The organism is Marinobacterium halophilum (assembly GCF_003014615.1).
GTDB lineage: Bacteria > Pseudomonadota > Gammaproteobacteria > Pseudomonadales > Balneatricaceae > Marinobacterium > Marinobacterium halophilum.
In genome coordinates this window covers 73,578-93,874 of sequence record NZ_PYGI01000019.1, presented here as the reverse complement: position 1 = coordinate 93,874, position 20,297 = coordinate 73,578, and the positions used below count along the sequence as shown (strand labels likewise).

Below are 20,297 nucleotides of genomic sequence, written 5' to 3'. Positions count from 1 at the left end.
ATCAGGCCGGGATGGCCTGTCCGTCCCAGGCAAAGACCTGTCCGCTCTGTTGCGGGGTCAGGCCATCCAGCACTTGTAGCAGCGAGCGGGCGGAAAATTCGGGCGTGAACAGCTTGTCTTCCGCGACCCGTGCCTGAAACGGTTGTGACAGTGGCGTATCCACGGTACCCGGATGCAGCCCTGCCACCACCAGTTGGGGCCAGCGGCGTTTGGCTTCAATGGCGGTGCAGCGCAACAGCATGTTCAACGCCGCCTTGCTGGCACGATAGCTGTACCAGCCGCCCAAACGGTTGTCACTGATGCTGCCGACCCGCGCTGAAAGTGCGGCAAACACCGCCCGCTTGTCCTTCGGCAGTAACGGAATCAAATGCTTGGCCAACAGTGCCGGTGCCAGCGCGTTGATCTGCATCTGTTGCTGAAAATACTCCCCGTCCAGCGCCCGCCAGCTTTTCTCCGGCATCGCCGTATCCGTGTGCAGCAGCCCGGTCGTGACCAGTACCAGTTGTGGTGACTGCCCGTGCAGCAGGTCGGCGGCCGCTGCAATCGAGGTTTCATCGCTCAGGTCGATGCGGTGAAAGCTGAGTCGATCGGGATAGGTGGCGGCCAGTTGCGCGGCATCGGCTGGGGTCGAGCGGGAAAAGGCGTACAGGCGACCGATCCGTTCATCCGCCAGCAATTGCTCCAGCAGGGCGCGGCCAATGCCGCCGCTGGCCCCGACCAGCACGGCGGTCACGGGGGATTCAAACGCATTCAGCAGACTCATGAGCACTCCCGGTAATGATTGAAAATGGCGTGCACATCGATGTGACCACCCAGCTGAGCGGCGAGCATGAACAGTCCGCCCATCTTGCGGTGCAGGAACAGCACATCCGCCGGTGGCGTATGCCAGGCTTCGGGGTCGCTGCTGATCGCCATGCCGCGTTCGTGAATACGCTGCGCCAGATCGGACTGGCCGAAATCATAGGGACCGGGCGTACGCAATGGCTCTGTCGCCTGGATGAAAATCTCCAGCACCACCTGACGGTTGGCAGCATCATGGCGTTGGCTGAAGAAGCCCAGGGCTTCCAGTGCTGCGGCCAGCGCAGCTGTGTCCTGGTCGGTGGCGGCGCAGATGGCCCGGCGGTAATGCTGCACAAAATCCACGGAAAAGTGCCGAACCGCGCCGAAATCGAGCAGAATCAGCCGGTCCTGTTCCAGACTGTACTGATAGTTGGCCGGGTTGGGGTCGGTCTGCACACAGCGCAACTGGAACAGCTCGCAGAAGAACAGCTCCAGCAGCAGGGTGGGGATATGATCTTTCAATGCGGGCTGACGCGCCGCCGCTTCGGTCAGGCTGACGCCTTCAAGAAAGTCCATGCACAGGATCTGCTCGGTGGACAGCGCAGTATCCACGCCGGGCAGTGCCAATGCATCGACATGACGGAAGCGGCTGACTGCAGCCGTGTATTCCAGCAGCTGCCGTTGTTCGTGCAGATAGTCGGTCTCCAGGCGCAGCTGGTGTTTGGCTTCGGCCACCAGCGTATCGATCTCCAACTCACGGGGCAGCAGGCCGCTGATGCGCAGCAGCGAAACCACATTGTCGATATCGCTGTCGATGCTGCGGCACACGCCCGGATACTGAATCTTGACCGCCAGCTCACGCCCGCCATGGGTGCGGCCCTTGTGTACCTGGCCGATCGACGCCGCCGCGACGGGGGCAAAGCTGAACTGGGCCAGACGCTGGTCCCAATCACTGCCCCAGTTGTCTTCCAGCACCCCGACCAGCTGCGCTGCGGGCATGATCATGGCATCGTCGCGCAGCCGCTCCAGCACTGCCGCCAGCTCGGGGGGCAGCAGGGTGCCTGAGTCCATCGAGATCAACTGACCCAGCTTCATCGCCGCACCACGCATGCGTGCCAGCTTGTCGGCAACCTGTTCCAGATTCTTGCGGCTGAGCAGCAGCTCGGACATCACCGGGCGCTGGCCGCTCAGCCATTGCTTGCTGCCTTCGGTGACCAGATTGCCGGCCACCCGTCCGGCCAGTCCGGTAAGGCTGGCCATGCGTGACAGGCGGCTACTGGGCACGGTGGCCGCGCGGCGGGATTTTGGGTCGAATGATGTCATGGGGTCTCCTGGGCATTCGGCCCGGGTTGCACTGTTGTATTATGTTCGGTTTACGTGCGTAGCACGCGAACAGATGCATGACCGGAGAAACACACAGATGGAATACGAATTCAGGCGCGACCTGTACGACGAGCCCGAGGCGGTGGTCGAGATGGAGCAGGCGCTGTTCGGGCGCTGGCTCGGCGAAGAGCTGGGTACGGACCGGGCGCAGGCGCAGCGGATTCTGCTGCAGGCACAAATACTGCTGGCTGCACATCGGGGTCAGTTTGACTGGCACGGGCGTGAGCTCAGTCTGCAGCTGGACAACGAAAGCGCCCGCGTCTGGCTGCAGGCGGAAGGCGATACCGAGGATCTGGAAGACGGTTTCGGTCTGGCCGATGACGCCTGCGAGGCGGGGCTGGAGGACTTTATCGGTTTGTTGCGTGGCTGGATCGATTATATTGGCGGATGAGGCATAGGCAGCGGCTGCACAGCGCTGCTACAATCCTGAGTAAAGCAGTCAACTATAGCGTCAATGGAGAGTACAGCATGAGCATTCAGATCGGTGACAGCATTCCCAATATCGAACTGCGCGTGATGGGCGCGGAAGGCCCGGAGCCGGTGCAAACCGCCGACCTCTTTGCCGGTAAAAAAGTGGTTCTGTTCGCGGTACCGGGTGCATTCACACCGGGCTGTTCCAAAACCCACCTGCCGGGTTTCGTGGTCAAGGCCGACGAAATCAAGGCCAAGGGCGTAGACAGCATCATCTGCACGGCGGTGAATGATGTCTTCGTGATGGATGCCTGGGGCAAGGCGCAGAACGCCGATGAGATCATCATGCTGGCTGATGGTATCGGCGCATTCGCGACCGCACTGGGGCTGGACAAAGACCTGACCGCCGTCCAGTTCGGCACCCGCAGCCAGCGTTACGCCATGATCGTCAACGACGGTGTGGTTGAATTGCTGAACGTGGATGAAAAGGGCATCGACAAGAGCAGCGCCGAGACCATTCTGGCCGCGCTGTAAGCCTTTTCGGGGCTGCTTCCTGCAGCCCCTTGTTACTCCCCGCGATATCCTCATAACGGAATGGTCTGAAAATGACCAGCGTTATGTCGCTTGCTGACCGATACTGAAGCTACTTTCAGGTATGTCTGGGAGCTGGCCCCTTTCACTCGCGGGAGGCACAACATGAAACCTGTACGCACACTGGTATCGGCTGTGGTGCTGGGCGCTACGCTGGGGCTGGCAGTACCGGCATCGGCTGAAGCACCGTTTGGCAACCAGACCGATATGGAAATGGCCACGTCACTCTGGGCCTTGATGGAATACAAGGGGTTGGCCGGTGACCATGCTGTCATGACTCGGCCGTACAAGGGCATACAGCCCCACGGCATGATTCTGGAACTGATCGAAATGCCGGTGACGTTGCATGGTCAGTCAGGTCCGCTGATCGTCAAGCGTAATTATGGTGGCGACGGTATCGACATTGACGACGTGATCAATGACCCCAAGCGGTACCTGCAGGCAGTTACTATTATGCTTAAGCGCGAAGCCGGTTATGATGCCGAAAATGGTGACTGGTTCTACGTCAAATACGATGCCCGTGGCAACGTAATGAAAAACCCCAAGGGTATGTCATTGGCCGGCCGAGTGGCGAAGGGGATGCAAACAGGGTGTATCGCCTGTCATAAAACCGCCGAAGGGGGCGATTTCGTGTTTAATCATGATCGCTACAAGTAGGCACGCATACCGTCCAGGCCCGGTCGAGACTATGACTCGGCCTGGTCGGTGCATCTGATCAGTCGATCAGCAGTGCCCTGGCATGGTGGCGCAGATGATCCTCAATGAAGCTGGCGATAAAGAAGTAGCTGTGGTCGTAACCCGGCTGCAGGCGCAACTCCAGCGGATGCTCTGCGGCTGAGCAGGCGGCCTGCAACGCGTCGGGCTTCAACTGTTCAGCCAGAAAGTTATCGGCTTCACCTTGATCCACCAGCAACGGCAGTTTCTCTTCTGCACGGGCGATCAGTTCGCAGCTATCCCAGGCTTTCCAGGCTTCACGATCATCACCCAGGTAACCGCTCAGGGCCTTCTCGCCCCAGGGGCAGTTGCTCGGATTGCTGATCGGCGCAAATGCCGATACCGAAGCGTAACGGCCCGGGTTTTTCAGCGCACAGATCAGCGCACCATGGCCGCCCATGGAGTGGCCGCTGATGGCGCGTTTGTCGGTGACCGGGAAGTGCTGCTCGATCAGCGCAGGCAGTTCTTCCACCACATAGTCATACATGCGGTAGTTATCTGACCATGGTGCCTGGGTCGCATTAACGTAAAAACCGGCACCGGAGCCGAAATCATAGCTGTCATGCTCGCCGGGCAGGTCGGTGCCGCGCGGACTGGTGTCCGGCGCGACAATGGCGATGCCCAGTTCAGCCGCGAGGCGCTGGGCCCCGGCCTTCTGCATGAAGTTTTCATCGGTGCAGGTCAGGCCCGACAGCCAGTACAGTACCGGAACGGGTTGAGTCTGTGCCTGCGGCGGCAGGAAGATGGCAAATACCATCTCCGTGCCGGTCGCGCTTGATGTGTGCTGATAACGTTTGAGCCAACCGTCGAAGCATTTGTTGCTGGCGAGCAGCTCAGGCGCTGCAGATACGTTGGACATGGTTGGCCTCACTGATCGAACAGAATTACGGAGCGGATGCTCTTGCCTTCGTGCATCAGATCGAACGCCTTGTTGATATCTTCCAGCCCCATGGTGTGGGTGATGAACGGGTCGATCTCGATCTTGCCGTTCATGTAGTCCTCAACGTAGCCCGGCAGCTGGCTGCGGCCCTTGACGCCACCGAAGGCTGAGCCTTTCCAGACGCGTCCGGTAACCAGCTGGAACGGACGGGTGGAGATCTCTTCACCGGCACCGGCCACGCCGATGATGATCGACTCGCCCCAGCCCTTGTGGCAGCACTCCAGCGCCGAACGCATCACCTGTACGTTACCGATACACTCGAATGAGTAGTCCACGCCGCCGTCGGTCATGTCGACGATCACCTGCTGGATCGGGTCGGAAAAATCCTTCGGGTTGATGCAATCGGTGGCCCCGAACTGGCGGGCCATCTCGAACTTGTCTTCGTTGATATCGATGGCGATGATGCGCTCGGCACCGGCCATGCGCGCACCCTGAATGCAGGACAGGCCGATGCCGCCCATGCCGAAGATCGCTACGGTAGAACCCGGCTCAACCTTGGCGGTGTTCAGTACCGCACCGATGCCGGTGGTGATACCGCAGCCCAGCAGGCAGACCTTCTCCAGCGGCGCATCGATCTGAATCTTGGCCAGCGCAATTTCCGGTACCACGGTGTACTCGGAGAAGGTGGAGGTGCCCATGTAATGGAACAGCGTCTTGCCACCGATGGAGAAACGGCTGGTGCCGTCCGGCATCAGGCCCTGACCCTGAGTGGCGCGCACCGCCTGACACAGGTTGGTTTTGCCGGACAGGCAGAATTTGCACGTGCCGCACTCGGCGGTGTACAGCGGAATGACATGGTCGCCCGGTTTCAGCGTGGTCACGCCGGGGCCGATTTCCTCCACCACACCGGCACCTTCATGGCCCAGAATGGATGGGAAGATCCCTTCGGGGTCGGCACCGGACAGAGTAAAGGCATCGGTGTGGCAAACACCGGTCGCAACGATGCGGACCAGTACTTCACCGGCTTTCGGGCCCTGAACGTCCACTTCTTCGATGGTGAGCGGTTTACCTGCTTCCCAGGCAACGGCGGCGCGTGATTTCATGATCGGATCTCCTGTATGTGTATGGCACACAGTGTAGACCCGGTTAGGGGGGATGATAATGGCACCAATCGAAAAGTATTTTTGCTCAGCTGCAATAATTGCGGAAGGCGGCCTGTCGTTGCTCACAGGCCGAAGGGGTCTCAGTCTTCCACAGCGGCGGTGACCGACATCTCCACCAGAATCTCCGCACGTGCCATGCGTGCTTCAACACAGGCGCGGGCCGGTTTGGGCAGGTCGGCAACCCAGGCATCCCAGACGGCATTCATGGCCGCGAAATCTTTCATGTCGCGGATGTAAATGGTGACCGACAGCAGGGCAGCCTTGCTGCTGCCGGCCTCATCCAGCAGACCTTCGATTTTGCTCAGGCACTGGCGGGTCTGTTCCGCGATATCCCATTCGGCCTGGCCAGCGGTTTGGCCGCACAGGTACACCGTGCCGTTGTGTTTGACGATGCGGCTCATGCGGTCGGTGGAGTGGATGCGTTCAATAGTCATGCGAAGCTCCTGATTGGATATGATGACGGCAGCGCTCAGCGTGTTCCGAGTGCTGCCTTTACAGTGTAAAGGCCCTCTATTTTCTCCCGATTTGTCCCATATTTTTGGCTTTTTGGCATGTTTTTATGCCCTGTTTTTAGAGAAATTTCCTTCATGGGTGGCTTCATTTGGTGATTGGTCGCGTAGCCGACAGTTGTGTGACCGCTGCACGCCGCTTCAGGCATAATTCTGTACATTGTTGTTCAACAAGGGTGGGAATGAATACGCGTTGCCGCCATATCCACAGGAGTCAGCATGCGCAACTGGGACGCCATTGAGGCGTTTGTAGAAGTGGTGCAGCAGGGCAGTTTTTCGGCGGCGGCGCAGAAGCTGAAGGTGTCGCCCTCGCATATCAGCCGGTTGGTGTCACGGCTGGAAGCGGAACTGAGCACGCCGCTGCTGTACCGCACCACGCGCAAGTTTCGCCTCAGCGAAGCGGGCGAGCATTACTTCCAGCACTGCTGTGAACTGCTGCAAGGGTTTACGGCGGCGGAAGAGGAGTTGGCCAGCTTCCAGGCGGAGCCGTCGGGTACCTTGCGGGTGACCTGCGCGACCACCTTCGGCGAGCGTTTTCTGGCCCCGCAGCTCAACGACTTCATGCTGCGCTATCCCAAGGTCAGCCTTGACCTGCACCTGACCAACCGCCAGACCGACCTGATCAGCGAAGGCTATGACCTGGCGGTGCGCATGGGCACGTTGAAGGATTCCTCGCTGCTGGCGCGACGGCTGTGTGACCGGCGTGAATACCTGTGCGCCAGCACCGACTACCTGCAGCATCACCCGATGCCACACACACTGGGCGAACTGAGCCGGCATAACTGCCTGTTGGGGTCCAATACCGTCTGGTTGTTCAGTGAACATGGCCAGCGGCGCGAGCTGAAAGTGAACGGCAACTGGCGTTCCAACTCCGGCCCGGCACTGCTGGATGCGGTCAGCAAGGGGCTGGGGATTGCGCAGCTGCCGGACTACTACGTGGAACCGGCGCTGGCACGAGGCGAACTGATCTCGATGCTGGAGCAGTACCGTTACCCGTTCAGCGGTGTCTGGCTGGTGTATCCACAGGCACGGCAACGCTCGCCACGGCTGCAGCTGTTGTGTGATTTTCTGATCGAGCGGTTCAAAGGGGGATTGCCGTGGTAATAGGCACAAAAAAGCCGCCCCTAAGGGCGGCAACGTCAGCTAGTCGCTGAAGAGAGATCGAGTTACTGCGTTGATCAGTTGCGGATCAGGTGATCAAAGGCTCCCAGTGCAGCCGTCGCACCTGATCCCATCGAGATGATGATCTGCTTGTACGGAGTGTTGGTCACATCACCTGCGGCAAACACGCCCGGCATGGAGGTGGCACCGTGGCCGTCGATGATGATTTCGCCACGCTCGGTCAGCTCCAGGCAGCCTTTCAGCCATTCGCTGTTCGGCACCAGACCGATCTGCACGAAGATGCCAGCGACATCGACGACATGAGATTCGTCAGTGGCGCGGTCGGTGTATTTCAGGCCAGTGACCTTGTTGCCGTCACCCAGTACTTCGGTGGTCATCGCCTGTTTGATGATGGTGACGTTGGGCAGGGACTGCGCCTTCTTCACCAGTACATCATCGGCACGCAGGGTGTCGGAGAACTCCAGCACGGTGACGTCTTTCACCAGTCCGGCCAGATCGATCGCCGCTTCGATACCGGAGTTGCCGCCGCCGATCACCGCCACGCTCTTGCCCTTGAACAGCGGGCCATCGCAGTGCGGGCAGTAGGCCACGCCCTTGCCACGGTATTCCTGCTCGCCCGGCACGTTCATTTCACGCCAGCGGGCACCGGTGGCCAGAATCACGCTGCGGCTTTTCAGCGTTGCGCCGCTGGCCAGTTCCACTTCAATCAGCTCGCCTTTGGTCAGCTTGGCGGCGGCCTGCTCGGTGATTACATCGACGCCGTATTCGTTCACATGCTGCTCCAGGCTGGCGACCAGCTTGGGGCCTTCGGTGTAGGGCACGGAGATGAAGTTTTCGATACCGACGGTATCCATCACCTGACCACCGAAACGCTCGGCAACCACACCGGTACGGATGCCTTTACGTGCCGCGTAGATCGCAGCGGACGCACCCGCCGGGCCACCGCCCACCACCAGCACGTCGTAAGGCGCTTTCTCGTTCAGAGCGGCCGCTTTCTTTTCCGCTGCACCGGTGTCGATCTTGTTCACGATCTCGGCCAGCGTCATCCGGCCCTGACCGAAGTGTTCACCGTTGAGGTATACGGACGGCACGGCCATGATCTGACGCTCATCCACTTCCTGCTGGAACAGGGCACCGTCGATCATGGTGTGGGTGATGTTCGGGTTCAGCACCGCCATCAGGTTCAGCGCCTGCACCACGTCCGGGCAGTTCTGGCATGACAGCGAGATGTAGGTCTCAAAATGGAACTCGCCGGTCAGGTTGCGGATCTGGTCCTGCAGTTCGGCGTCGGCCTTGGACGGATGGCCACCGGCCTGCAGCAGTGCCAGTACCAGCGAGGTGAACTCGTGGCCCATCGGGATACCGGCAAAGTTGATGCGCGGCGCTTCACCGGCGGCACCGACGGCCATGCTCGGGGCGCGACGGTCATTGCCGTCTTTCACGCTGATCTTGGCCGACAGCTCGGCAATCTCGTGGGTCAGCTCAGCCAGCTCGTGTGACTTGGCGCTGTCATTGGTGGTCAGGGTCAGCTCGATTGGAGCGACAATGTTCTGCAGGTAAGTGTTCAACTGCTGTTTCAGGTTAGCGTCCAACATAGCGAGTATTCCCTCATGCCAAAATTACGGTCTAAACGTTGCATGGCACTCCGCCCCGTGGATCTCCTGTGGCGGCGGTCATGCTCATTTCGAATATGGGGTTATCTTAACCAGTGGCAACCCATGCGTGAAATTAATCGTTATTAATAACCCAATAGTATTTTGCTATAAGTGTGGCAGGCTCAAGACGCAGCAGGCCAGCACATCAGACTCCTTTAAAACGAAAAAACCCCCGCCGGTCAGTGCCAACCGGCGGGGGTATTCAGGTCTGGATGCTTAGATCTTGCCAACCAGATCCAGAGACGGTGCCAGAGTCGCTTCGCCTTCTTTCCACTTCGCCGGGCATACTTCACCCGGGTGAGCGGCTACGTACTGGGCAGCTTTTACCTTGCGCAGCAGATCGTCAGCGTCACGGCCGATACCTTCAGCCGTGATTTCCATCGCCTGGATCACGCCCTGCGGATCGATCAGGAAGGTGGCGCGGTCTGCCAGGCCTTGGCCTTCACGCATCACACCGAAGTTGTTGGTGATGTTGCCAGTCTGGTCGCCAACCATGTAGTAGTTGATCTTGCCGATGGCGTCAGAGGTATCGTGCCATGCCTTGTGGCTGAAGTGCGTGTCAGTGGACACGGAGAATACTTCAACGCCCATGCTCTGCAGCTCTTCGTACTTGCTGGCCAGATCTTCCAGCTCGGTCGGGCAAACGAACGTGAAGTCAGCCGGGTAGAAGAAGAAAACGGCCCACTTGCCTTTTACGTCGGCTTCGGTGATTTCAACAAACTCACCCTGTTTGAACGCAGTTGCCTGGAACGGTTTGATCTCGGTGTTAACGATACCCATGTGTGCATCTCCTGAACGTTGGTGTCGTTGATTTCTAATCTGGACACATAGTATCGAGCCGAGGGGAAACTTTAAAATTGATCGTATTGATCTATTCGATAGCGTAAGGCTATGTGTGGCGGTGCGGGGCGACGAGCCGAATAATCGTAGCTATTCGGCTCATGGAATGCGGGTTTTTTGGGTTTATATGAGCCGAATAGGGGGTTACAATCGGCTCATATCCACATTTTGGTATCAAAACGGCCCATGCATTACATCTGGCAACACTCTGATTGGCCTCAATTCCGTTACGACCAAGCGAAACTCGTACACCTGATCAGTGCGATTCGCATCACTCAGGGTCGCCTGGTTGGTCATGCGGCACACTTGGATCAAGATGTCGCGCTGGTGAACCAGATTGATACGCTGGTGCAGGAAGCCATCGAAACCAGTGCCATCGAGGGTGAGTTGTTGAACGCTGCTTCTGTGCGTTCATCAGCGGCCCGCCGCCTTGGTCTTGAAAACGCCGGTGTTGCACCGGTAACGCCGGAAACCGAGCAGTTGGTACAGATGTTGGTTGAGGCTGTATCAGACGTCGATATGCCGCTTGAACTGGACACCCTGTATCGGTGGCAGAAGAGTCTGTTTCCCGAACGCCCGCTATTCATGCCCGATGATGCCATCATTGGGGGTGTGCGGAAAGATACACCGGGACACCCGATGGTGGTCGTATCGCAAAAGGGGCAACGGGAAGTGATTCATTTTGAAGCGCCACCCAGTGAGCGTCTGCTTGATGAGCTGGAAGTATTTCTGACGTGGTTCAATCAGGATTCCCGCTCCCTTGATGGTCTCATCCGTGCGGGCTTGGCGCATTTGTGGCTGGTAACGTTGCACCCTTTTTCTGATGGTAACGGTCGAGTCACGCGTGCGGTCTCCGACCGAGCGTTGGCTCAAGACGAAGGGACAAGCGTACGTTTTTATAGCATGAGCGCCGCCATCATGCGGGCGCGGAATGGTTACTACGATATTCTTGAGCACACACAGAAAGGCTCTCTTGATGTGACTGAGTGGCTGGTCTGGTTTCTTGAAACATTGCTGTCTGCGATGGAGCGCAGTCTGTCACGGTTTTTGCGCATGCTGGACAAGGCGCGCTTCTGGCGCATTCATCAAGATACTGAGCTGAATGATCGCCAGCGTAAGGTGTTAAACCGATTACTGGATGCTGAGGCGGATGAATTTACCCACGGCATCAACGCCAGCAAGTACAAAAGCATCGCTGCAACCAGCAAAGCGACGGCCACGCGAGACCTCGCCGCGCTGGTTGAGCTTGGGTGTCTGGTACAACTGCCGGGAGGCGGGCGCAGTACTCGATACCGAGTGATGTGTGAATAAGCGGTCAGCTCGCGCTTGCCGTGGGTGCTTTTAGCTTAGGTCAGCTGCTGGCCGGAGCGGACGTTAGGTGTGCCGTACCAAGACGCGGTTATCGGCACAAAGTGGTCATTGGGGCTGGACATGAAAAAGGCAAATTCACCCCACCCGCGCGACTGCGCCAAGCCATTGGCGTTCACTATCTTTATCTCCTTATGCTATTGCTCCTTGGACACACAGGCACACCATACACCGGTTTCCTAAATGCAAAGACGAAAAGCCGCGCCGAGTATTTCGCGGTCCTTATGCGAAAGTACATGCGATACTGAATACCCTCCGAGTACTCTAGGCACGAGCAACGTCATTCCGAATGATTCAGACTGAGTGATGAGTGAAACGAGGTGATTATCCAGAGTAACTTCAACTTGTAACGTAGCACCTGAGCCAAACGCTCTAACCTTGTTAAGGGTTAGTGTTTCTTTCTGCTGCCGCGAACCTTCTTGCGGTACCAAGCTGACATAGACCGCATATTCGGCCAAGTCATCAGCTTCCAGATCAGCAATTCGCTTCACTGTCATCATTAAGCTTGGGGTTTTAGTGGATGATCGACAAAAAGCTGTGGACTGGATAGCCAAATCGTAGGGGCCGGTTGTAATCGTTCGCTTAGAGGCAGCCACAACACCCAGCTTGTACGGCACCAACGTCCAAGCGCTAAATGGTCTGGGTGTTACGATGCCAAGCTGCATGGCATCTTCGATCGTGAATCGGATTAGTTCTGCTGGTCCGGCGCGGGATGATTCAGTGAACAGCCGCGCATCGGCGCCCATCTCCACCATATAACTCACAACCATACCAGAAATGACCTGCGCCTGGCTCAACCCCTCGGCCCTGATTTCAGTCGGCGATAACTTGTATCCTGAATAGGATGCTCCGCCCTCGTGAAACTGATGAAATCCCAACCAAGGGGCACTCTCGGGCTGTCTATATGAGCCACCCAAGAACGCAAGTGCACAAGCACTGTAGCACTCCCCATGAACCTGTTGCTTACCGGTTGGATCAGCTGTATCAGGTACTAACTTTCCGACCTCGGTGGAATACCCCATTTGACGGATAAAACGACCTAAGCGAATACCACCCAGTAGCGACCCTCCGTTGCTATTCAAAACGACCCGGCGCGCTTCGGTGCCCTCCTCTTTCAGCTTCGCCCTCAAGTGTTCTGCAATATCTGCTGTGATAGGGCCATCAATCGCAATTACCCCCGCTTCAACCGAGTTACCAAAGAAATGAAACTCAATCGACTCGGCAGATAGAGGCAAGGATATAAGCAAACAAAGGGCTATTAGAAATAACGAGCACAAGGGTCTCTTAACATGATGGGCTAAATCCACGTCCTGTATCGTGCTCCCCCGCGTTCGCCCAGGCGATGGCGCTACCTTCGTGCTAATCGTTCGTCGTGCACTTGAGCAAGTAGTCACTAAGACGTGTTCAGCGTCCATTGTTTGGGCTGTCTCTGCGATAAACACTTCCCATCTCACATTCAGTCGTTAATCCCCATGTTTTAGAACAACATCACTTATTCTGTATTGATGTCCTGCGGGCACCTGAACTGCCTCGGGCTATCCGGAGGCAGTACTTTCTGAGCCTGGCAGCCTCGTCTGACACTTTCAGATAACGGCAGTACACCATTTATCTGTCTACGTGAACGACGTTTCGATCGGTTCCTGTACATTGGGTTTATGTGCCTTTCCACCTATTGCAGTATGGCATATTCAACGGTAGCTCAGTCTTCATAGAGGGCGCAATGATGCTAGGTCGTAACTTGAAAGTGTAATAAGGATCGGCACATATCAGCACGAAGCAGACTATGTTAGGTATCGAATGCAATTGCCTCGACTGGCCCAAAGAGCCAATTAGATTGACCCCGACAACAAGGATGCCGTGAACTGCTGATATAAATTTTCTTCAACTATGCTGGGTATTAATCACAGAGTGCTTCCGTGAAACACATGGAGATTGCGTTATGGCGGCAAAACGAGTTGATTTCCAACGGGAACTTGAATCGATGTTTCTCAGAGCCAGGCGTCAGAACCAAAGGTCAATTACCGTTAGTGCTGGTGATTTGCACCGGATAGTAGGTGATTATCCCGGTGCTGACCATAGAATGCCTGTCTGTTGTTCCGTCATGCGCCAGGTCATGAGAGACTCAGATGAAGTACTTGAGAGCCCGTTGAAGGGGAACGGGGCATCACTACGAATACGGTATCAGATTCCTCGATCAAAAATTGTGGGCGAACAAGGCGATATGCTGCCTGCAGTATCGGTCAATGATGCCAATTTTCAACGAATTGGTGCGGTGTCCAATACCCAGGTTGGTAAAGACTTCGAGAAAGCGGCCTCGCAAGTATTTGCTCGGCAGGACATTCAAGTTCAGCCGGATTTTTCTGTGCCAGTTGGTATTGGCCGCCTGAGAAAGAAACACTGCTTTGATCTGGGAAGCTCAAACCCACCCATATTGGTTGAATGCAAATCACATCGTTGGACGACGGGTGGCAATACGCCAAGCGCCAAGCTAACCGTTTGGAACGAAGCCATGTATTACTTTGCAGTGGCACCTCTCGGCTTTCGGAAGGTGTTGTTTGTCCTACGTGATCATTCAGAGTCACGAGGGTTAACACTCGCAGAGCATTATGTCAGCCGTTACCTGCACCTGATCCCGGAGGACGTCGAAATTTGGGAATTCGATGAAGAAACCGGGGCAGTTAGCGTGATGGACCTACAATCTTTACGAAATAGCAGTCATTAGCAGCTCAGGCTCACGAGGTCTCACCCTCTTCAGGAATATAGCGGGTTTGTTCACGTTGCTGGGTCTCGCAAACCCAGCCCCTCAGTAGCTCGCAAAGTTCTGGGTGGTTCGAGTAGTGAATAACCTCCCCTCGGTGCCGCATCTGGGCGACTACTGAGCCATCTGATACGAAACACACTTCAACAATCGAGCGGCGCCACCATGTGAGCGACGCTGCTAGACCAGGCTCTGTCACAGTTTCAAATGCTGAACCAAACGATCTTCTCGCGCTTAACTCGTAGCCAAAACGGTTCGCTAATGTATTAGCCACAGTCAGAAAGCTACTAAACATGCCTGGTTTTTGCGGATATAGTACATAATGGATATTGCTTTGAAGCCTCCAGTAAATTGTATGTTTCGGATTGGTCTGGTGTATCAAATCCATGACTACCCTCTTAAGCACTGGATCAGAGTAACCTTTCTAAGGCAAATACCCCGGCTGGATTTGCTGGTTAGGCAATGAGCTGGTCATCGCGAAACTACGTTTGAAAGCGCAATAGGTAATGCAAAGTTGATGCTCTGAGAGTCTTCAAGAAGAAAAGTCGTAATACCGATAACTCGCCCGAATTCATCAAACAAGCCGCCGCCGCTTGAGCCAGGGGAGATGGCAGCAGATGTCTGAATCAGGGGAAGCGGCATACCGTCTTGACTGCGAAGTCCCGACACAAGTCCTTCTGCAATTGTGAGATCGAGGCCCCGCGGGCTACCAATACTGTAAACGCGCTGGCCAGGCGTGACAGTAGACCGTTCAGCTGTGTCAGCGACACGTGCAGGCAGGTTGCTAGTGTATAGAATACAGTAGTCAAGCTCCCTGTCGCCTACTACCGAAACTGCTTTATAAGGCTCTCCCTTGAAAAGAACTACAGCAGTATCAGCACTCTCCAAGACATGACAGTTTGTAGCCACTGTGTTTCGCGCAATTACTACCCCACTGCCTTGGCTAATGTCGTCTTGTCGCTCATTGAATGCAATCACAACCACAACGGATTTTGCCGCTTTCGTGTAGATGTCTTGAGGGTTGAGAGGCTGGTTCGAAGGTGTTTCAGATGTGGTGATTTGTTGACTCTCTCCCATCTGATCTCCAAGTAGTGCGAGCCTAAGTTTTTCGATATAGCTCTGAACAAAGCCGTTGAGAGCAGCTGTTCGCTGTTGTGTTTCTCGAATTAGGCAAGAGACATCACCGCCACACTTAGCGTCACGATTGTTGATCCATTCAATCTGGCTTCTCCGAACATCTCCAAAAACGTCTACCGGAACTATGCTACGGACGTTCGAATATGCTTCGGCAAGATAATCATCAAACGCTTTGAGTGTAGGATTAGAACAAATTGCTACTTCGGGTACTGTTCTCGCGCGTGAGCAATCGATGGCATAAGCGATGCCGCAAGAGCTCGCAAGGATGATCGTAGTTCCAAGTGCGACAATGAACGGCTTCATCGTTAAATTTCCTTTGAGGGCTAGAATTTTAATGATGGGCATGCATTTCTAACTCAAAAGATGAGTCGAAAAAGAGGGTTAAGTTAAGTAGTTATATTAGTGAGGTAGGTGATGAATCATAGCCATTCTCCTTCGTATGAAAACTACATACGCATTCTTCTGCTGCGCCGTGCGCAGTATCATGTTGCGTTTAATCCATAGTCTTTTGATACTGGACCAAACTCCTGAATGTTGCCAGTTGTAAGTGATCACAAACTGAACGACAGATGACCAGCCCCCGATAAAGTCTGCTCCGTGCGCTGGCGGCCAAAAAATCATTCCGGTGCTTAAACCGAATCCAAAAACACCGTTTCCCGATGCTTTTGTATTAATACAGTGTCAGGACTAAAACGCTCAGGCAGTTCGATTCTTTGCCCTTCTACCGTATGGAAGTAGCGTTGCATCGCCGGATCAGGTTTTTTCAGTTGCTGTGACAGCACTACCCGCCAGTTTTCATCCAGCGTCATCAACCCCTGATCAAATGCCCGGTCATACAGCGCCGATAAGCAAAGTCCGTTGCTCGGGTTCAGCCGGTTGGCTGTGTCTTGGCTCCAGGGCACGATATGGCTGGCGATCAGTAGGCGTGGTTCTGCCAATCCAGTAATGCAGCAGCGGTTGTGGTAACTGGACAGCACTGTGCGGCGAAAGAAGGACTGTTTGATCCGCTGCTGCACGATTTGGTTGCGGGTTTTGCCAGTGAAGTCGGTAGGTGTGTCTTCGCTAGTCAGGTCGATTGCCGCTGCGCTGTCTGTAGCCTGTTCCAGTTCGGCCCGAATTTGATTGCTCTCCAATACCAATCCTTCCCAATCGGCATGAAACTCATCCCAAATCGCTCGGTCGAGCTTTGATGTACTGCTGAGCCCTTTCCTGCCAGAGGCGATGATCATGGGATCAAGACTCGCGAGGTTGACCAGCTTCATGGCAACAGCCGATGGGGTGCGGCCAATCATGTTGGCTAATTCGATAATTTCAGGATTGCTGCGGTGTAAACGACCGAAAGGCAGTTGGCAGTATAGATGGAAAGCCAGTTTGACCTCTGCCGGTGTCCAGTCTTTCCGTGACATTGATGCGCTCCTGAATGATGCTGGTGATTACCAAAAATGGGTATCAAGACGAATAAGGTCATATTTTACGCCCAAACGCTCAACGAGTTCGCGGGGGCTTTCGCCGTCTTCTAAACCTGTGCGCAGTTGGCGTTTATCGGCAAGGTCGATCAGCGTTAATCCGAACACTTCTTGTGCAAGTGTTGCAACCTCATCGCAATAGGATTGCCACTGCTGCAGAGTCTTGTCTTCTGAGTAGTTAGACATATTTTATCCCTCACTGTTTACGCCATTACTGTAGCCAGGTGTCAGAGTGAAGTCATGCTTCTGGCGATGTTAGTTATGCACAGATGTGAATTAAGCTGCGTCTGTGCATATGTTTTGTTAGCCACGTTTTGGGGATGAAAATCTTATTCACCGCACCGATAAAGTTACCCACAGAACCGCTGAATAATACTGTGCATAAGGTACGGTGAACAGGTCTACAAATCGTCACAAACCCCTTATATACAGGCGATCCTAAAACTGATCAATTATCATCCTATCAGGTGAATAACGGTTTTCTTCGGGTTGTTTATATCTTCGGATTTTAAGTTGTACACATGTGAATACATTCGTTATCACCTGTGCTTAACCTGTTGTCAAATTACCCACTGAGTAAATTATGTACATGCCGGTTGCGTGCCTCACTGATGCCCAAGCGATGGCTTTCCTTTGCGGCGGCGGTCCAGTTCCGGTTGTGGATATGTTGGTTGAAGCGTGGAAAACCCCGGCGGAGTTTGGTCAGGCCGAGGTTGAAGATCATGTCGAACAGGGCCAGTTTAATGGGGTCGGTAAAGGTGTCGAATGCGGGGCCGTAGAGGCTGAGCAGTTCATGGCCGAAGCGGTCGATATGCAGTCGGGTGAGGGTGTCGATCTCGGCATCGGGCAAACGCAGATTGGTGTGGGCGGCAAAACTGGAGGCACCATGACGTTGGCCGTAGGGGCGGGTGCTCAGGGCTTGGTATTCCTGACGGATGGCGTCGGGTGTGGCAGCCAAGCCTGTGTCTCGGTGGATAAAGGCCAGAGCGGTGGCGTCCTGTTCGGTGGCCAGCAGATGGCCAACCCCAACGGTAATGTAGCCACGCGTGTCGCGGTACATGTGGGCTATGCGGCCTTCCAGCTGTTCCAGGTGCTGTGCGATGACGGCACCAAGTGCGGGTTGATACATGTGACAGTCCTTTGTCTGAGCGGCAATCCGTGCCGGTTAGGGAATAGTGTTCAGGCTTGTTTGATGGTTGGTTGTGCCTGTGTCGGTGAGTCGGCGGTGATGACCCGGTTACGGCCACTGTTTTTGGCCTGGTACAGTGCCTTGTCGGCGGTACGCAGCAGAATATCGGCCGTTGTATCGTCAGCATAGCGAGCACTTACACCGGCTGAAAGCGTTATGTTGCTGATATTGATGTCATCGAAGGTGATATGGCTGGCGGCAATGTCGATGCGTAGCTGTTCGGCCCGCGCGCGGGCGTCATCCAGCTGGCTCTCGGGCATGACGATGACGAATTCTTCTCCGCCATAACGGCAGATGATGTCACTGCTGCGAAAGGCCGCGCGAATCTGTTGTGCCACAACCTGAAGTACCCGGTCGCCTGCGGCATGGCCATAGCGGTCGTTCAATTTTTTAAAATAGTCGATATCGCACATGACCAGTGCAATGGAGGCACCGGACCGTTGGCCGCGTGCGATTTCGCGGTCGAGCATCTCGTCCAGATAGCGTCGGTTATGCAGCCCGGTGAGTGCGTCTTCATAGGAAAAGCGGCTCAGGGCCTGTTGCAGCGCCACTTTGGACAGGGTCAGGTTGATGCGTTCGATGGCGCGTGTGAACAGGGTTTGCAGGGTAAAGGGGCTCAGTTCGTCAAACAGGGTGCTATCGGTGCCAAAATCGAGCAGCAATGTAGCAACCTGTGTGCGGGCGAGGCCGGGGGCATCGTAATGAATATTGAATACGTGCCAGTCGTCGTGCGGGAGTTGCAGTGCATCGGGTTGAAGGTTGGTGGCAAGGCTGGCGGTCGTGTCCCAATGGTTGCGTTGCTGCAGCTGAGATGAGCCGGAGGCGAGGCTATAGAAGGCACCGGGAACGGGGGAACAGAGGGTGTGGATCTGTGTGCTCAGGTAATCGGTTGCCTGATTGATATCGGCCAGTGACTCCATCTCGACAACCAGCTCGTCCAGTATGCCGCGCTTGCTGTTGCCAAACTCAAGGGCCTTTAGGTGTTTGGCATCTTGCCGGGCCATCTGTTCCAGTTCATGCGTGCGCTCGGCGACGCGGCTTTCCAATGTGGCATTGAGTTCGGCGAGTGCCTTGCGCGTATGGCTAAAGTGGCTGAGCGATAGCGCAACGATGGCCAGTGAAAATATCAGCGATCCCCAGTCAACAGGGACTTTGCTCCAGGGCAGCAGGCCGTGGGCAACGGCCATGTCGAGCAGCAGCAGCACCGTCAGCAGTGCCGTGGCGAGCAGCAGCAGGCGCTGGTCGTGCGAGGCACTGCGCCAGTGGCGGGCGACAATGATCAACATGGTCGGTACGCCGATGGCGAACATGAGGTCAAAGGGCGGATAGGTGTGCGCCAGGCTGGTTAAGCCGGTCAGCGGCAGGATCAGGGCACCGACCAGATAGGCTCCGAACAACAGGGCAAAGCTGTTGAACAGGCGACGATAACGCGCGCCATACCAGCTGCGCAGCAGCAGGGCCAAGGCAATGGGTAACACGTAGTAGCAGCCAGCTTCGATATAGTCCCACAGCAGCGGATGGTGCATCAGCAGTTGTTTAGCCTGGCTGCCGGTCAGGGCCAGCCCGGCGTGGGACAGCGAGAACAGGGCCAGTGCCAGCAGGCTGTTGCGCTCGGTGTTGAACAGTGCAAATAGCAGACATAACAGGGCGATAACAAGGCTAAAAGCGGTAATGGTCAGGCTGTCGATGGAGTCCTCTAAAACCTGTTGGTAAAGGGTCATGCGTTCCGTGACTTTGACTTCGCCCCAAAGGCCGATGTCGGTGTAGTTACTGAATATGCGGAAGTAAATCGGCTTGCCAGCGGCATCGGGAGGCAGTTGAATCATGTGCCAGGGCCAGCCTTCGAATTGGCCGCGTCCGTTGCTGTCGAAGTGGCCATATTGATAGATGCGCTGGCCGTCGAGGTAGGTTTCGACAATCAGGTCGACACTGAAGATGTATAGAACCGGATCATGCCAATGGCCTTGTGGAACCAGGGTACGGTACCAGATGTTTTCCTGGCCGTTACGGCCGGGGGGGTTGGAGGGAAAATCGATGGGCTGCCAGGCGTCGGGTTCGTCTTGCAGCGTCCATTCCGGGGTGTTGCCACTGAAGGGGGAGTCGCCCCAGCGGTATTCCCAGTGCTGGTCCAGGGTTACGGTTGCGGCGTTAAGGGGGAGTGCGGTGAAAACCACTAAAAACAGTAGGGTGAGCAGTTGCCATGGCTGGATCAGGACGGGCCGATAAGCGGGTGCCGCCGAGTGGGTTCGGACAGTCATTGTATGGCCGCTCCATCAACATTGATCGATGTGCAACAGTATATACAGATAGAGGTGCCCAGTTAAACAACTG

20 protein-coding genes are annotated in these 20,297 nt (G+C 55.7%); 6 read left to right on the top strand and 14 right to left on the bottom strand.

Going from position 1 to position 20,297, the window contains the following annotated elements; all coding sequences use genetic code 11:
* Position 1 precedes the first annotated feature (1 nt).
* Together CLV44_RS13520 and CLV44_RS13515 are read right to left on the bottom strand one after the other, a co-directional pair.
* Positions 2-763: an SDR family NAD(P)-dependent oxidoreductase gene (locus tag CLV44_RS13520; RefSeq protein WP_106592648.1), complete on the bottom strand. Its 762-nt coding sequence runs from the start codon at positions 761-763 to the stop codon at positions 2-4.
* Positions 760-2,103 (bottom strand): ABC1 kinase family protein, encoded by a 1,344-nt coding sequence (locus tag CLV44_RS13515; protein ID WP_106592647.1) that lies wholly within the window; start codon positions 2,101-2,103, stop codon positions 760-762. Before CLV44_RS13515 ends, CLV44_RS13520 begins: the two co-directional genes overlap by 4 nt.
* A gap of 97 nt (positions 2,104-2,200) precedes the next feature.
* On the opposite strand from CLV44_RS13515, the gene CLV44_RS13510 reads away from it, so the two are divergent.
* From CLV44_RS13510 to CLV44_RS13500, 3 genes are all read left to right on the top strand, one after another.
* Positions 2,201-2,554 carry a YacL family protein gene (locus tag CLV44_RS13510; protein ID WP_170069355.1) on the top strand — a complete coding sequence of 118 codons (354 nt, stop codon included), beginning with the start codon at positions 2,201-2,203 and terminating at the stop codon, positions 2,552-2,554.
* A gap of 77 nt (positions 2,555-2,631) precedes the next feature.
* Entirely contained in the window at positions 2,632-3,108 is a 477-nt protein-coding gene (locus CLV44_RS13505) for a peroxiredoxin (RefSeq protein WP_106592646.1), read from the top strand.
* A gap of 162 nt (positions 3,109-3,270) precedes the next feature.
* Positions 3,271-3,822 carry a cytochrome P460 family protein gene (locus tag CLV44_RS13500; RefSeq protein WP_106592645.1) on the top strand — a complete coding sequence of 184 codons (552 nt, stop codon included), beginning with the start codon at positions 3,271-3,273 and terminating at the stop codon, positions 3,820-3,822.
* A 58-nt stretch (positions 3,823-3,880) separates the two neighbouring features.
* Here the strand turns inward: CLV44_RS13500 and fghA are convergent, their stop codons facing one another.
* From fghA to CLV44_RS13485, 3 genes are all read right to left on the bottom strand, one after another.
* Positions 3,881-4,738 (bottom strand): S-formylglutathione hydrolase, encoded by an 858-nt coding sequence (fghA, locus tag CLV44_RS13495; RefSeq protein WP_106592644.1) that lies wholly within the window; start codon positions 4,736-4,738, stop codon positions 3,881-3,883.
* A gap of 8 nt (positions 4,739-4,746) precedes the next feature.
* A complete protein-coding gene (locus tag CLV44_RS13490; protein ID WP_106592643.1) occupies positions 4,747-5,862 on the bottom strand; it encodes an S-(hydroxymethyl)glutathione dehydrogenase/class III alcohol dehydrogenase in 1,116 nt (371 codons plus the stop codon).
* A gap of 140 nt (positions 5,863-6,002) precedes the next feature.
* Positions 6,003-6,356, bottom strand: coding sequence for a RidA family protein (locus tag CLV44_RS13485; RefSeq protein ID WP_106592642.1), 354 nt, complete (start codon positions 6,354-6,356; stop codon positions 6,003-6,005).
* Between the two features lie 294 nt (positions 6,357-6,650).
* On the opposite strand from CLV44_RS13485, the gene CLV44_RS13480 reads away from it, so the two are divergent.
* Complete coding sequence (locus CLV44_RS13480; protein ID WP_106592641.1) at positions 6,651-7,535, top strand: LysR family transcriptional regulator; 885 nt, start codon at positions 6,651-6,653, stop codon at positions 7,533-7,535.
* A 74-nt stretch (positions 7,536-7,609) separates the two neighbouring features.
* Here the strand turns inward: CLV44_RS13480 and ahpF are convergent, their stop codons facing one another.
* Entirely contained in the window at positions 7,610-9,148 is a 1,539-nt protein-coding gene (gene ahpF / locus CLV44_RS13475) for an alkyl hydroperoxide reductase subunit F (RefSeq protein ID WP_106592640.1), read from the bottom strand.
* Positions 9,149-9,424: 276 nt separating this feature from the next.
* Complete coding sequence (ahpC, locus tag CLV44_RS13470; protein WP_106592664.1) at positions 9,425-9,982, bottom strand: alkyl hydroperoxide reductase subunit C; 558 nt, start codon at positions 9,980-9,982, stop codon at positions 9,425-9,427.
* A gap of 252 nt (positions 9,983-10,234) precedes the next feature.
* Between ahpC and CLV44_RS13465 the strand changes: the two genes are divergently transcribed.
* Entirely contained in the window at positions 10,235-11,359 is a 1,125-nt protein-coding gene (locus CLV44_RS13465) for a Fic family protein (RefSeq protein ID WP_106592639.1), read from the top strand.
* A 35-nt stretch (positions 11,360-11,394) separates the two neighbouring features.
* Here the strand turns inward: CLV44_RS13465 and CLV44_RS17355 are convergent, their stop codons facing one another.
* Positions 11,395-11,535: a hypothetical protein gene (locus tag CLV44_RS17355; RefSeq protein WP_170069354.1), complete on the bottom strand. Its 141-nt coding sequence runs from the start codon at positions 11,533-11,535 to the stop codon at positions 11,395-11,397.
* 60 nt (positions 11,536-11,595) lie between these two features.
* Positions 11,596-12,723, bottom strand: coding sequence for a COG3904 family protein (locus CLV44_RS13460; RefSeq protein WP_146140010.1), 1,128 nt, complete (start codon positions 12,721-12,723; stop codon positions 11,596-11,598).
* Positions 12,724-13,355: 632 nt separating this feature from the next.
* Between CLV44_RS13460 and CLV44_RS17445 the strand changes: the two genes are divergently transcribed.
* Positions 13,356-14,138 (top strand): hypothetical protein, encoded by a 783-nt coding sequence (locus CLV44_RS17445; RefSeq protein ID WP_211298145.1) that lies wholly within the window; start codon positions 13,356-13,358, stop codon positions 14,136-14,138.
* A gap of 507 nt (positions 14,139-14,645) precedes the next feature.
* Here the strand turns inward: CLV44_RS17445 and CLV44_RS13445 are convergent.
* The 5 genes from CLV44_RS13445 to CLV44_RS13425 all read right to left on the bottom strand — a co-directional run bounded on the left by CLV44_RS13445 (position 14,646) and on the right by CLV44_RS13425 (position 20,224).
* The gene (locus CLV44_RS13445) at positions 14,646-15,656 is read right to left on the bottom strand and encodes a trypsin-like peptidase domain-containing protein (protein ID WP_106592637.1); all 1,011 of its coding nucleotides are present in this window, start codon (positions 15,654-15,656) and stop codon (positions 14,646-14,648) included.
* 284 nt (positions 15,657-15,940) lie between these two features.
* Positions 15,941-16,717 (bottom strand): HNH endonuclease, encoded by a 777-nt coding sequence (locus tag CLV44_RS13440; protein WP_106592636.1) that lies wholly within the window; start codon positions 16,715-16,717, stop codon positions 15,941-15,943.
* 27 nt (positions 16,718-16,744) lie between these two features.
* Positions 16,745-16,963, bottom strand: coding sequence for a hypothetical protein (locus CLV44_RS13435; protein ID WP_106592635.1), 219 nt, complete (start codon positions 16,961-16,963; stop codon positions 16,745-16,747).
* Positions 16,964-17,342: 379 nt separating this feature from the next.
* Positions 17,343-17,906 carry a lysozyme family protein gene (locus tag CLV44_RS13430; protein WP_106592634.1) on the bottom strand — a complete coding sequence of 188 codons (564 nt, stop codon included), beginning with the start codon at positions 17,904-17,906 and terminating at the stop codon, positions 17,343-17,345.
* A gap of 50 nt (positions 17,907-17,956) precedes the next feature.
* Positions 17,957-20,224, bottom strand: coding sequence for a GGDEF domain-containing protein (locus tag CLV44_RS13425; RefSeq protein ID WP_106592633.1), 2,268 nt, complete (start codon positions 20,222-20,224; stop codon positions 17,957-17,959).
* Positions 20,225-20,297 lie beyond the last annotated feature (73 nt).